Annotated in this window: 16 protein-coding genes; 14 read left to right on the top strand and 2 right to left on the bottom strand. The window is 41.7% G+C overall.

The annotated features are described in order from the left end of the window. Positions 1–109 precede the first annotated feature (109 nt). Entirely contained in the window at positions 110–457 is a 348-nt protein-coding gene (locus tag C5695_RS19385; protein WP_117732627.1) for a helix-turn-helix domain-containing protein, read from the bottom strand. 206 nt (positions 458–663) lie between these two features. Between C5695_RS19385 and C5695_RS19380 the strand changes: the two genes are divergently transcribed. From C5695_RS19380 to C5695_RS19355, 6 genes are all read left to right on the top strand, one after another. Beyond that, positions 664–1653 carry an asparaginase gene (locus C5695_RS19380; protein ID WP_117732625.1) on the top strand — a complete coding sequence of 330 codons (990 nt, stop codon included), beginning with the start codon at positions 664–666 and terminating at the stop codon, positions 1651–1653. A 32-nt stretch (positions 1654–1685) separates the two neighbouring features. After that, a complete protein-coding gene (gene aspA, locus C5695_RS19375) occupies positions 1686–3107 on the top strand; it encodes an aspartate ammonia-lyase (RefSeq protein WP_117732623.1) in 1422 nt (473 codons plus the stop codon). Positions 3108–3250: 143 nt separating this feature from the next. Further along, complete coding sequence (gene nhaC / locus C5695_RS19370) at positions 3251–4657, top strand: Na+/H+ antiporter NhaC (RefSeq protein WP_117732621.1); 1407 nt, start codon at positions 3251–3253, stop codon at positions 4655–4657. A gap of 294 nt (positions 4658–4951) precedes the next feature. Next, positions 4952–5377: a YwqH-like family protein gene (locus C5695_RS19365; protein WP_117732619.1), complete on the top strand. Its 426-nt coding sequence runs from the start codon at positions 4952–4954 to the stop codon at positions 5375–5377. Positions 5378–5415: 38 nt separating this feature from the next. Continuing rightward, the gene (locus C5695_RS19360) at positions 5416–5679 is read left to right on the top strand and encodes a YwqI/YxiC family protein (protein WP_117732617.1); all 264 of its coding nucleotides are present in this window, start codon (positions 5416–5418) and stop codon (positions 5677–5679) included. Between the two features lie 283 nt (positions 5680–5962). Continuing rightward, positions 5963–6388, top strand: a complete 426-nt coding sequence (locus C5695_RS19355; protein ID WP_117732615.1) for a YwqH-like family protein — start codon at positions 5963–5965, stop codon at positions 6386–6388. 47 nt (positions 6389–6435) lie between these two features. On the opposite strand, the gene C5695_RS19350 is transcribed toward C5695_RS19355, so the two are convergent. Next, positions 6436–6645, bottom strand: a complete 210-nt coding sequence (locus C5695_RS19350) for a hypothetical protein (RefSeq protein ID WP_233230760.1) — start codon at positions 6643–6645, stop codon at positions 6436–6438. 136 nt (positions 6646–6781) lie between these two features. Between C5695_RS19350 and C5695_RS19345 the strand changes: the two genes are divergently transcribed. From C5695_RS19345 to C5695_RS19315, 8 genes are all read left to right on the top strand, one after another. Then, positions 6782–8740: a BglG family transcription antiterminator gene (locus C5695_RS19345; protein WP_117732613.1), complete on the top strand. Its 1959-nt coding sequence runs from the start codon at positions 6782–6784 to the stop codon at positions 8738–8740. Positions 8741–8829: 89 nt separating this feature from the next. Next, positions 8830–10140 (top strand): PTS sugar transporter subunit IIC, encoded by a 1311-nt coding sequence (locus C5695_RS19340; protein ID WP_117732611.1) that lies wholly within the window; start codon positions 8830–8832, stop codon positions 10138–10140. Between the two features lie 11 nt (positions 10141–10151). Further along, positions 10152–10289 (top strand): mannonate dehydratase, encoded by a 138-nt coding sequence (locus C5695_RS20735; protein ID WP_233230759.1) that lies wholly within the window; start codon positions 10152–10154, stop codon positions 10287–10289. After that, positions 10286–11719, top strand: a complete 1434-nt coding sequence (locus C5695_RS19335) for a glycoside hydrolase family 1 protein (protein WP_117732609.1) — start codon at positions 10286–10288, stop codon at positions 11717–11719. Before C5695_RS20735 ends, C5695_RS19335 begins: the two co-directional genes overlap by 4 nt. Before the next feature lie 12 nt (positions 11720–11731). Further along, positions 11732–12055 (top strand): PTS sugar transporter subunit IIB, encoded by a 324-nt coding sequence (locus C5695_RS19330; protein WP_117732607.1) that lies wholly within the window; start codon positions 11732–11734, stop codon positions 12053–12055. 19 nt (positions 12056–12074) lie between these two features. Further along, the gene (locus C5695_RS19325) at positions 12075–12404 is read left to right on the top strand and encodes a PTS sugar transporter subunit IIA (protein ID WP_117732605.1); all 330 of its coding nucleotides are present in this window, start codon (positions 12075–12077) and stop codon (positions 12402–12404) included. Between the two features lie 65 nt (positions 12405–12469). Next, positions 12470–13327: a polysaccharide deacetylase family protein gene (locus C5695_RS19320; RefSeq protein WP_117732603.1), complete on the top strand. Its 858-nt coding sequence runs from the start codon at positions 12470–12472 to the stop codon at positions 13325–13327. Positions 13328–13477: 150 nt separating this feature from the next. Further along, positions 13478–13846 (top strand): VOC family protein, encoded by a 369-nt coding sequence (locus C5695_RS19315; RefSeq protein ID WP_117732601.1) that lies wholly within the window; start codon positions 13478–13480, stop codon positions 13844–13846. Positions 13847–13937 lie beyond the last annotated feature (91 nt).

Below are 13937 nucleotides of genomic sequence, written 5' to 3'. Positions count from 1 at the left end.
AGGTTTTCTATCACGCTGAAAAGAAGACAAAGAGCTAAAATAAACATCATTTTAGCCCTTTGTCAACAATTTGAGAGAGGCACCCTAATGGTGCCTCTCTTTTCTGTGTTTATACTTTTAAAGTGTTTTTTGCCCGAATAAACGCAACAAGCTGTTTGATTTCTTCATCATTTAGAGGAACGTCGTCGACAAGGATAGTTCCTTCTTTTGCTTCCGTCAGTTCAATTTTGATATCAGAGATTTTGCGTTGGATCTCTGGCTCGTCCGTTCTACCAAGTAAAAAATCAATGGACGTATCATACAAATCAGCCAGCAGTTTCACTGCTTCAAGCGAAGGTCGTCGGTACCCAGATTCGTAACCGGCATAGGTGCTTTTGGCGATACCAAGGCGATCTGCCGTATGCTGGAGAGACCATTTTTTCTTTTTTCTAAGAGTGGTTAAACGATCGAGAATCATAAATGAACGCTCCTTTATATACAAAAACAGTATATCATATTTTGACAAAGAGTGTACGCGTTATGCGTAATAATTTCTTGATTAATTCGCGTTATGTGACTATAATGGCAATGAAGGTACGCGTAAAGCGTATATTATAGAATAGCACAAGCTAGCTAATAATATGTGTGACAAACGTAGTAATTTTACTGAAAGAGGTGGACCTGTTGAAGAAATTATTGCTTTTAACCACTGGTGGGACGATTGCATCTGTAGAGAGTGAGAATGGTTTGGCTCCAGGTGTTAAAGCTGAGGACCTTTTAAGCTATTTAAACGAAATTAATGCAGAGTACACAATGGACACAAAGTCCCTAATGAGTATAGATAGTACAAACATGCAGCCTGAGTACTGGGTGGATATCGCAACAGCCATTTATGAAAATTATGATGAATATGATGGCTTTGTTGTCACGCATGGTACAGACACAATGGCCTATACATCAGCAGCTCTTTCTTATATGCTGCAAAATCCGGATAAGCCAATTGTCATTACAGGCTCACAAATCCCGATCACGTTTAAGAAAACAGATGCGAAGAAAAACATCACAGATGCCATTCGTTTTGCATGTGACGGTGTGGGCGGCGTATATGTCGTGTTTGATGGCAGAGTTATTCAAGGAACTCGCGCAATTAAACTAAGAACGAAAAGCTACGATGCATTTGAAAGTATTAACTATCCATATATTGCATCGATTGAAAACCATCAAATTGAATACAATAGCAAAGTAAAAAGATCGTCAATGAAACCGCTTAAATTAGATGCATCCTTAAACACCGACGTTTGTCTCCTGAAATTGCATCCAGGTTTAAAGCCTGAATTCTTAGATTCAATTAAAGGTTTGTACAAAGGAGTCGTGATTGAAAGCTACGGCAGCGGCGGAATTCCTTTCGAAGGAAGAAACCTTTTAGAGAAAATCAACGAATTGCTTGAAGAAGGCATTTCTGTCGTCATCACAACTCAGTGTCTAGAAGAAGGAGAAGACATGAGTGTGTATGAAGTAGGACGCAAGATCAATCAGGAACTGGTGGCACGTTCACGAAACATGAACACAGAAGCCATCGTGCCGAAACTCATGTGGGCATTAGGCAAAACAACAGATCCAAGAGAAGTGAAAAAGATTATGGAAACGCCGATCGCAGAAGATTTAGTGATTTAACTAACTATTCTATAGAAAGCAGGTCATATGAGATGGTTCAAGCAACTTATCGCTATGAGAAGGATTTTCTTGGTGAAAAAGAAATTCCAGCAGACGTGTATTATGGGGTTCAAACTCTTCGTGCAAAAGAAAATTTCCCGATTACAGGATATCGGATGCATGAGGAACTGATCAGAGCCTTTGCCATCGTGAAAAAAGCAGCAGCTCAAGCCAATATGGAAGTTGGACGTTTATATGAAGGAATCGGAAATGCCATCGTACAAGCCTCTGATGAGGTCATTGAAGGCAAGCTGCATGAGTACTTTATTGTAGACCCAATTCAAGGCGGCGCAGGAACGTCGATGAATATGAATGCCAATGAAGTGATTGGAAACAGAGCTTTAGAAATCATGGGACATCAAAAGGGAGAATACATCCATTTAAGCCCAAACACACATGTAAACATGTCACAATCAACGAATGACTCGTTTCCAACAGCGATCCACATTGCTGTGTTGAAGCAATTAGACATTCTGCTTGAGACGATGCAAACGATGCATGACGTATTTCAAAAGAAAGCGAAAGAATTCGATCATGTGATCAAAATGGGACGTACGCACTTGCAGGATGCTGTTCCAATTCGTTTAGGACAAGAATTTGAAGCATACAGCCGCGTGCTCAGCCGTGATATTAAACGGATCAACCAATCAAAGCAACATTTATATGAAGTCAATATGGGTGCAACAGCTGTTGGGACAGGCTTAAACGCAGATCCTCGTTATATTGAGATCGTCGTGAAAAAGCTTGCTGATATTTCAGGGCTGCCGCTTATAGGCGCAGAGCATCTCGTGGATGCGACGCAAAACACAGATGCTTACACAGAAGTGTCCGCAGCATTAAAAGTTTGCATGATGAACATGTCCAAGATTGCCAATGACCTTCGCTTGATGGCATCTGGTCCACGTGCAGGTCTTGCTGAAATTGCATTGCCAGCTCGTCAGCCGGGTTCATCGATTATGCCTGGGAAAGTCAACCCAGTCATGGCAGAGCTGATTAACCAAATTGCATTCCAGGTGATTGGGAATGACCACACGATCTGTCTTGCTTCTGAAGCGGGTCAGCTTGAGTTAAATGTCATGGAACCTGTTTTGGTCTTTAACTTGCTTCAATCTATTAGTATAATGAATAACGGATTCCGTTCATTCACGGATCATTGCTTAGTGGACATCGAAGCAAATGAAAAACGTTTGAAAGAATATGTTGAAAAAAGTGCAGGTGTCATTACTGCGGTAAACCCTCACTTAGGCTATGAAGCCGCAGCTAGAATCGCAAGGGAAGCCATTTTGACAGGACAATCGATCAGAGATCTTTGCTTGCAAAATGATGTGTTAACAGAAGAAGAACTTGATATTATTTTGAATCCATTTGAGATGACAAAGCCTGGCATTGCGGGTGCGGAGCTCCTAGAGCGATAATAATATCAAAAATTTTATTTTATTAATATGTGGAATTGCCTGTGAAATAGAGAAAAACAGGCAATTCACTTTCTTTCGAATTGACACACTTTTTTCACAATATTTTGAAAACGCTTAACGCACGCACAAAGGGAGGAAACAAAATGAAAACACCACGTCTACCATCTATTTTAGAAGTCGTGTCTGTACTTGGCTTATTTTTAGCAATTGTTTTATCATTCACTCTTTACTTCAATTTAGATATTCAACTGGCATTGTTCATCTCATGGTTTATGGTTATCGCATTAGGTATTCGATTGGGGCATTCCTATAAGGATCTTCAAAATGCGATCACAAAAGGGATATCGAATGGGTTAGAAGCCATTTTAATTTTAATTTCAGTAGGTGCACTTGTTGGAACATGGATTGCAGGTGGAGTTGTTCCTACGTTAATCTACTATGGTCTAGAGTTTATTCATCCTAATATTTTCTTATTAGCTACACTTGTCATCTGTGCAATCATGTCCATTGCAACAGGAACTTCTTGGGGAACGGTTGGAACGGCTGGGATTGCGATGATCGCCATTGGTGAAGGTCTTGGTATTCCACTTCCGATCGTAGCAGGTGCAGTCTTATCTGGTGCTTACTTTGGAGATAAATTATCTCCATTATCAGATAGTACAGTGCTCGCTTCCTCTCTTTCAAAAGTGGACGTGCTGGCGCATGTTCGAGCGATGATGGTTTTATCCGTACCCGCCTTTGTTATTACGGCCATTATGTTTACGGTTACAGGCTTTATGTATGCCGGACGCAACATTGATCAAGAAAAAGTAGAATTTTTGAAAAATGCACTTCATGATACATTCACAATCAACATATGGATGGTCATCCCAGCAGTAGTGGTTGTATTACTGCTCGTATTTAAGAAACCTTCAATGCCTGTTATTGCCATTGGTGCTCTTTTAGGAGCTATATGGGCAATGGCTTTCCAAGGAATGAATCCAGCAGATGCGATTGGTTCAGCATACAATGGCTTCTCTATTAATTCAGATGTAGATTTCTTAAATACGCTGTTAAATCGTGGCGGGATTGTGAATATGCTTGGATCTTTAGTGGTCATTATTCTCGGACTTGGTTTTGGTGGCGTACTTGAATACCTAGGCATCTTAAAAGTCATTGTCGCTACTTTCGAGAAGAAATTATATAATGCAGGAAATGTCACCCTATCTACACTTGTTGTTGCATTCTTTGCAAATATTTTTGGCTGTGCAATGTACGTTTCATTAATTCTTACACCAAAAATTATGGAAAAAAGCTACGATAAATTGAAAATAGACAGACGCGTCCTATCTAGAAACGCTGAGGTCGGTGGAACAATGACGTCTGGTATGGTTCCGTGGTCAGATAACGGAATTTACATGGCAGGGATTCTAGGCGTCTCGACATTCTCCTATTTACCATTTATGTGGTTGAGCTTTGTTGCCATTGCTCTTGCCATTATTTACGGATACACAGGGAAATTCATCTGGTACGTCAAAAATCAACAAGACTCAGAAGAATCAGCCTCATAAGCCGTTTAGAAAAGCCGTCCTCACGGGGCGGCTTTTGTTTGTCCTAGGACCGAGAGACTATATTTGATATAAAGCAGATCATTGGGATTTTAGACCCTTTATGAAAGAGGTCTAAAGGGGTAATGTGAAGCAGAATGAAAGCATATTTATCCCATAAAAAGGGCAAAAATCCCTATTCAAACATGAGTCTTTGAACCTTATAATAACAATATTGGAAAAAGTGCTATTCATCTTACGCTCGTTTAGAGAAATTCTAAGCAGCGTTTTTATTTTTTGACAGGAGGAGGAACCCATATGAGCTTATCAAATATGCTGTCTGCCCTAAACGGTGGCATTTCAAGTAAAAAAGCAGAAATCGAAGAGAAAATCGCTCGACTTAAAAAGGCAAAAAGTAAGGTCGAACGTGAACAAGATGCGACAGAAGCAGACCTAAAGCAAATCAAGCAGCCAAAACTTGGGACCTCTTGGAAAGGTGAGCGAAGCCAGGATTTCAAATCAGAGCGGAATGAAGCACATGATGCGCTGCAAACGATCGTGAACGACAAATACCCACGTTACGTAAGCCGTATCGAATTCAAAATAAGTACATTAGAAGCTGAACAAACTGCTTTGTCCTTCGCCAGTTCCTTAGCAGGAGACGCCGCACGTCTTGCTGAAAAAGGAGAAGACGCAGTAGAGGACGCGAAACGCTTGATCTCAAAAGCATGGAACAGTTTTTAGAGCTGCTTTCACACTGAACAAATCTGGAGGATATCACGATGGGACAAATTAAGTTAAACTACCAAACAGTTATGAATCAACTAGATGAAGTCTCCCAAGCAGTCGAAGCTTTAACGATGAAAAAATCAGCAGATAAAGCGGGTGAAAACAGTCTTGAATTTGTGACCAAGTGGACGGCGCGTGAGACAGAGGTGAACGAAATGGTCTCAAGTTTTAAAGAAGCCTTAATCAAAAATGTCCAGGACACACGCTCGAATGTGAAAACATTAAAAGAACAGGATGAAGCGATTGCTGCAAAATAACGCGCAATCGTTTTCTTATGTATTGCAAGGAATAGAATGAATTATAGATCTAAAGACTCATATATAATCAAGGATTTACGACCTTGTATTATTCCGTTTTTCTTCCAAATTCGTCACTAAAAGGACACCTTTTCCCTATTTAAGGCTGAGGCTTTTCACCTTATACTATACTTAATGAAGGCAGATTGATAGAAATGTCAGGATTGAAAAAATTAAGTGAACCGATAGCTTCCTAAGGCTCTGACACTGTGCTTTCATATGAGGTCCGATAGAGGTGGATGACATGAGTTTATCCGAGATGCTGCACCATCTGCATATGGGCATTGATAACAAACGTGCAGAATTTGATGAAATGATCTCTCGGTTAAAGACAGCGAAAAGCAATATTCGAACAGAACAAGATCTTGCGCATTTAGACATAAAGGAAATCAAGAAGCCTGCTCTAGATTCGTCATGGAAAGGTGAGAGAGGAACGGACTTTCATCGCCACCGAAAAGACGCCTACCATGTGATGCGTGACATTGTGAACAGTGAGTATGAAACATATATCAACGAGATTGATCAAAAAATCTTACACTTTGAATTGAAAAAAATGGAGCTGGCTGTTGCCAGTAATTTTGCAGGAAGAGCCCAGGACGTGATGGAAAAGGGCGAGGATTTCGCAAAAGATGTTAAACATTTGATTGAACGGGGCTGGAAAGCTCTTTAAAATAATAGATAAAACAGCCGTCTTATATGTGAGCGGCTGTTTTTTGTTTAGTCACATCCACCACCACTATCGACAGAATCTCCCCCGCAGGAGGCTTCAGAAGCGTGATGAGTATATGAAGTATAGGTACTTGTCGTTGAATTGTGATGAGCAGGACGCTTACCAGCTGTGCGTTGACCCTTTTGTGTGAACAAATGGGCAATGATTGCGCCTAAAGAAGCCAATATGATTATAACCACAAACATAAAAGAACCCATGATGCATCCCTCCTCTTGTTTTCTATTCATACGAATGAGCCATATCGTGGTTCCCAATTGGAAAGAAAAACTGGGCAAAGAGTTCTATTTTCGTTTATGATGATAGGCAAAAGTAAATGACAAGGGAGGAGAGTCTATGCTATCTCTACGTCAGGAGGAGCTTCTGAAAAGGTTGATGCAAGCGGAGCAGGAACTGACAAGTGAAGAAATTGCCCGCATGATTGGCGTCACATCACGGACGATTCGAACGGATATGAAAGCGCTTAAATGCATGTTAGATGAACATGGAGCCGTACTACATATCAAACGCGGAGCAGGGTATATATTGACCGTCGAGGATTATGGGTCTTTTCGTACGTTTTTGAAAGAATCATTGAGAGAAAGAAATGAAAAAAAGGAACAGGTCATTCCCAATCAGCCTGAAGACCGTGTAGCTTATCTGTTGAAAAGGCTGCTTCTGTCAGAAGACTATACCAAGTTAGATGCGCTTGCAGAGGAATTATTTGTGAGTGAATCGACAGTGAAAAATGATTTGAAAGCAGTCAGACATTTGTTTTCATTACATGGACTTTCTGTGTCACATCGTCCTAAATATGGACTGAAGCTGAAAGGGGATGAAATGAAATTAAGATATTGTATGGCTGAGCATGTGTTTCAGCATGAGCAGGCGAACTCTGCTCTGTTACCTGAAGAAACATATCAATTGGTTCAGGACATCGTGCGCTCACGTACAAAAGCAAGCGGCCTTCATCTGTCAGAGATCGGTTTAAGTAATTTAGTCACCCACATTGCCATTGCATGCAAACGAATTGAAGAGAAAAAACTGGTCGTGATGCCAGAAGCCGAATTGAAAGATATTCAAATGCAGCCCGTTTTCCAAGTAGCTAAACAAATGGCAGAAGATATTCGGCATATCCTCGCGATTGATTTTCCATTATCTGAAATGGCGTATATTGCGATTCACTTGATGGGAGCCAAGATGATGGCATATGGAGATGCCGGTCATACGCTATTTCATCTTCTAGACGAAGATCACTTTCGCTTCACTCACCAACTGCTTGCTTATGTAGAGGATCACATGTCACTTGATATTCAATTTGATAAAGAGTTAATCGTTGGATTAAGTCTTCATTTACGTTCTGCCATCCATCGTTTTAGATATGATATGAATATTCGTAACCCTTATTTAACGGACATTAAACGGCATTATCCCATTGCATTTGAAGCGGGTGTCTATATGGGCAGATGGCTGAAAGAAAAAGAGGGTGTTGAGATTCATGAGGATGAGATTGGGTATTTGGCGCTTCATATCGGTGCTGCAATCGAGCGGACAAAATCAGAGCATGTGAAAAAGAGATGTCTTATTGTGTGTGCGACAGGTGTCGCCAGCAGTCAGCTCCTTCTTCATAAGCTGACAGCAGCTTTTAGCGGAAGGCTGGAGATCGCTGGAACTGCAAGTGTTGGGGAAATGTCTTCGTATGATTTGAGAGGCATTGATTTTATCATTAGTACCATTCCGCTACAGAACACGTTGCCGGTGCCAGTGATTGATGTACATACGATTCTAAGTGACGATGATATTGTGCGGCTGAAACGGTTTGTTCAGGGCGCGCAGGATACAGGGGTTTTGCGGTATGTTAGTCCGGCGCTGACATTTTTTCAGCAAGATCTTCAATCAAGGGAAGAGGTTCTGCAATTTTTCGTGAACGTGCTCAAGGAACAGCATCGCATCCCAGACGAGTTTGAACAATTATTACTGGAGAGAGAGCAAGTATCACCGACATCGTTTGGTCATTTGGTCGCGATTCCCCATCCGATTAAGCCGGCAACAGATGACACATTTTGTGCGATCTGTACGTTGAAAAAACCGGTGCTGTGGGGTGAAGATCGGGTACAAGTTGTTTGTTTGTTGAGTATCCAAAAGACGTATCAAAAAGAATTACAGTCACTTTATCAATTTCTTGTACGGCTGACAGAGCGTAAGGAAGTGGTGGAACAACTCATCAAGGCCGCTTCATTTGAGGAACTGGCGGCGGCACTTCAAGTATTGGAGCATCCAAATGAAAAAAAGGGACACCCATTTCCACATCTGTGAGGAAAAAGATTAGATGTTAATGAAAGCGCTTTTAAAATAACATCAAAAAGGAGGATGATCACGAGTTTTTGCAAAGGGGGAGACGGATCATGAGCTTCAAGGAGAAAGCAGCAGACGTCATGGGAAATGTAGCTTATCGCATCACGAACCAGAAATATATTATGGCGATTAAACAGGCATTTGTCACGCTGATGCCAATCATCATTACAGGGGCTTTTGCTGTACTGGTGGCAAATATGATTATGAGCCCGGAGACAGGGCTTGCTCATTTTGAGATATTTAGATTTTTAGCAGAGCTTCAGCCAATTATGAAGGCAATCAACTATGCCACGCTGAACTTTTTAACAATTGGGGCTGTGTTCCTGATCGGGATAGAGCTTGGGAAAATCAACGGGCACAAGTCTCTGTTCCCAGGTCTGATGGCATTGATTTCGTTTATATCTGTTATTCCAACGACACTTCTTCTTGAAGTTGATGGATCGATGCGTGAGGTCGTAGATGTACTGGCAAGGCAATTTTCCGATCCAAAAAGCCTATTTTTAGGGATGATCATTGCAATCGTATCTGTGGAAATCTTTTGTAAGCTGACCGAGGTAAAATGGCTGCAAATCAAGATGCCAGATTCTGTTCCATCGAATGTGGCAACATCTTTTTCGTCACTTTTTCCTTCGATCATTACGATTACGATCATTAGTTCCTTCGGCTTTGCATTTCACCGTTTGACAGGCATTTATTTGCATGAAGCAGTGTATAACGTGGTACAGCGTCCGCTAGAAAGTGTTGTACAAGGTCTGCCAGGGATTTTAACGTTGATGTTTGTGGCACAATTTTTCTGGGTGATCGGCATCCATGGCAACCAGATGATCAAACCGATCAGGGAGCCGCTCTTATTAGGGTCAATTGCAGTGAATATGACAGCATTTCAAGAAGGAAAAGAGATTCCGAATATCATCACGATGCCATTTTGGGATGTGTATATGAGCATTGGTGGTTCAGGTGTGACCATTGGGCTTTTGATTGCGATTTTTATTGCTGGAAGAAGGGAAGAGATGCGAAGTATTGCCAAGCTCTCATCTGGACCAGGTCTTTTTAACATCAATGAACCCGTTATTTTTGGCTTGCCCGTCATGTTAAACCCTGTGATGGCCATTCCATTTATCGTCACACCGCTTGTGACAGGTACGATTGGTTACATTGCGACAGCTACAGGATTTGCTGGAAAAGCCGTTGTGATGGTGCCGTGGACGACACCGCCGATTGTGAATGCGTGGCTGTCCACCGCTGGCAGCATGGGGGCGGTCATCACACAGCTCATCTGTATTGTGGTTGCGGTCTTCATCTATTTTCCATTTGTTCTTTTGTCTAACCGTAAACCGGAAGCGGCACCAGATTCAGAATAAAGGGGAGTGGCATGAATGAACATGCAATCTTTGGTGAGATAGGCAGACCTGGTTACCGTTTATATGATCGAGCGCTTGAAAGCTATGTATTTGCAAGGGATTTGGGAAGGACTCACGTTCAGACGAGGAAAGGGAAGGTGGCAGCATGAACAGAATTGAGATTCCAAGTGATTTTATCCTAGGTGCTGCGGCTTCTGCTTGGCAAACGGAGGGATGGAAGGGAAAGCAAGCGCATCAGGATTCGTACATCGATTTATGGTATAAGAACGGGTATCACGTGTGGCATGAAGGATATGGACCGGCAGGCGCAACGAACTTTTATGAGCGTTATCCAGAAGATGTAGCCCTTATGAAAGAAATCGGACTGACTCATTACAGGACGTCGATTAATTGGTCGAGATTTCTCATAGATTACGAGAAGGGGATTGTGGATGAGACCTATGCCCGTTATATTGATGATTTGATCAATGAATTAATCGCAGCAGGTGTAGAGCCGATGTTTTGCTTAGAGCATTATGAGCTTCCAGCCGAGCTGCTTGAAAAATATGGCGGATGGTCATCAAAGCACGTCGTCGAGCTATTTGTCCTCTATGCGGAAAAGGTATTTGAGCGCTACGGGGATCGGGTGAAACATTGGTTTAGCTTTAATGAACCGATTGTTGTCCAAACTCGTGTTTATCTAGACGCTATCCGTTATCCCTTTGAGCAAAATACGAAGAAATGGATGCAGTGGAACTATCATAAAGCGCTGGCAACGGCAAAAGTGGTGAAGCTGTTTCGGGAGATGAGATTGAAGGAATCGATAGGTGCAAAAATTGGGGTGATTCTCAATCCAGAAGTGACGTATGCAAGATCCTCTGCCCTGCATGATCAGGAAGCGGCACGGATGTATGATCTGTTTTTTAATCGAGTGTTCTTAGATCCCTCGATCAAAGGGGAGTATCCAAAAGAACTGCTCGATGTGTTGAAAAAACATGATATTCTTTTCGATGCGACAGAGGAAGAGCTGCAGGTCATCAAGAATCATCCGGTTGATGTCGTCGGGCTCAACTTATACTACCCGCATCGTGTCAAGGCACCGAGTAAGGCGTGGAATGAAGGGACACCATTTCATCCGTCTTATTATTACGATATGTTTGAGCTTCCAGGGAGAAAAATGAATCCATTCAGAGGCTGGGAAATCTACCCGGACATTGTCTATGATATGGGGATGAGAATAAAAGAAGAATACGGAAATATCGAGTGGTTTGTAGCCGAAAACGGGATGGGTGTAGAAAAGGAAGAACGATTTAAAAATGAAGACGGTATCATTGATGATCAGTATCGTATTTCATTTATCAGCCAGCATTTGAAGCGAGCACTTCAGGCGAAAGCAGAAGGGTCCAATTGCACAGGCTATATGCTGTGGGCTTTTACAGATAATGTATCGCCAATGAATGCCTTTAAAAATCGCTACGGATTAGTCGAAATTCAGCTGGAAAATGAACGGAACCGCCAAATGAAAGCATCAGCGTATTGGTACCGAACATTAATGAAAACAAGAGAACTGAAGGTTGAAACAGAAATCATTTATCGATAGGAGTGATGGGATATGAAACGAATCATTCTCGCTTGTGCCGCAGGAATGTCGACATCTATTGTAGTGTCTAAAATGAAGGCAGCCGCAGAAGCTAAAGGGCTGGATTATGATATATACGCCATACCTGAAGGGGCTATTGCGGATGAATTAGAAGAGCATGGAGAAGATGTACAGGCGATTTTACTTGGACCGCAAGTAAGCTTTATGAAAAAGGCAGCAGAAAAAACCGCCGCGCCTTATCGAATACCTGTCGATGTCATCAATGTGAGATTATACGGAACAGCAAACGGAGAAAAAATACTAGAGCATGCTCTGAAACTAGCTAATGAATCTTAAATAATTGGAGGAGAAGCAGATGACGGTATTAGAGGAAATGCAGGGAGCAGCCTTTCAAATCATTGCTCATGCGGGCGAGGCAAGAAGTCATTATGTCGAAGCGATTCGTCTAGCAAGAGCCGATGATTTTGAAAAAGCACAGCAGTTGATTGAAAAAGGGGAGGCAGCGTTTCGAAGCATCCACAACCTGCATTTGTCGCTGATCCAAAAAGAGGCGGCAGGGGAACAGCTTCCCTTTTCTTTATTGCTGATACATGCAGAAGATCAAATGCTCACAACAGAGACCATTCATCTGCTTGCCATCGAAATGATCGAAATGTGTAAAAAAATGAACGCCCTGTCAAAATAGATATCAGCTATTAACCAATTTCTGTTATAATCATTCGGTAGATAGAGAGAAAGCAGGATTGGTGAATGAAGAAAACATGTATGTTGATTGCGGTTGGTTTTTTGGCGCTGTTCATTTCGGGCTGTATGGGAACGAAGGAGCAAACGGAAGGAAACCATCAAGTAGTCAAAGAGGAAAAGGGTCCATTACAAGTAAAAGAAACAAAACAGATTCAGCAGAAAGAAGCGGAAGTGATTGATACACCAAAATGGATTGAGCAAAAGGAGCCGGTAGAGCTTCCAATTTTGATGTATCACAGCATCTCCAGCGGTAACTCGCTGCGTGTACCAAAGAGCGAGTTTGCGGCTCATATGAAATGGCTGAAGGACAACGGCTATGTTACGCTGTCTCCAGAAGAAGCGTACCGCGTATTCACGACAAATACGAAGCCAAGTGAGAAGTGTGTCCTCATTACATTCGATGATGGATATACCGATAACTATACAAAAGCGTTTCCGATTTTAAAGCAGTATGGAATGAAGGCAACGATTTTCATGATTGAGCAATCCATTGGCCGACCGAACCACTTAACAGATGAGCAAATGGATGAAATGATAGCAAGTGGACTATCGATTGAAAGTCATACCATTCATCATTTAGAGCTCAATCGTTTATCAAGGGAGCAGCAAAAAGAGGAATTAAAAGGGTCAAAGGCATTTTTTGATCAACGATTTACTCAGCGTACAAGAATGGTTAGTTATCCTGTCGGGCGCTATAACGAGCACACGCTGAAGCTGGCGAAAGAAGCGGGTTATCAAATGGCTGTCACGACTGAACCAGGACATGCGAAAAAGGCACAAGGCATGATGTCCTTGCACCGTGTTCGCATCTCACCGGGACTTTCACCCGAAAGCTTTGGCAGACTGGTAGAGGGAAATCGATAGGGATCAAATCACAAATGTTTCACATGAAACATTTTACGATAAGTTTCACGGTGATGATTGGTGAATCGACAATATCAGCTAGGATTCATCTCAAACGTAATAGTAAAAACAAATGTTTTTTGGATGTTGTGAGAAGAAAGGAGAATGTGTATGTCCAATTTCCTAGGGATTGATCATGTCCAATTAGCTGCCCCAAAGGGGAGTGAAGAGAAAGCGCGTTTGTTTTTTGGAGAAATTTTAGGAATGAGAGAAATACCTAAGCCTAGTCATTTAGTCAAGCGTGGCGGTGTCTGGTTTCAGTGCGGAAATCAGCAGCTTCATATTGGTATCGAAAATCAATTTCATGCTGCTAAAAAAGCTCATCCAGCATTTCAAGTAAAGAACTTATCGAATTTAAAAGAGACTTTCATGCAACATCACATTCATATAAAAGAAGATGAGCCCTTAGATGGAGCAATCAGATTCTATGTAGATGATCCATTTGGAAATCGAATTGAATTTTTAGAGAGAATGGAGTAAAAAGCACAAAAATATTTTGAAGTTTCTAGGGTGAATCAAATAAAGAATAAGGCTGTCTAGATTTTTTAGACAGCCTTATTCTATGATAGAA

Origin of the sequence: Bacillus pumilus (genome assembly GCF_003431975.1) — a bacterium.
GTDB classification, from domain to species: domain Bacteria; phylum Bacillota; class Bacilli; order Bacillales; family Bacillaceae; genus Bacillus; species Bacillus pumilus_N.
Note: the sequence above shows the minus strand (reverse complement) of the source record. Positions and strands in the feature narration are given on the sequence as shown.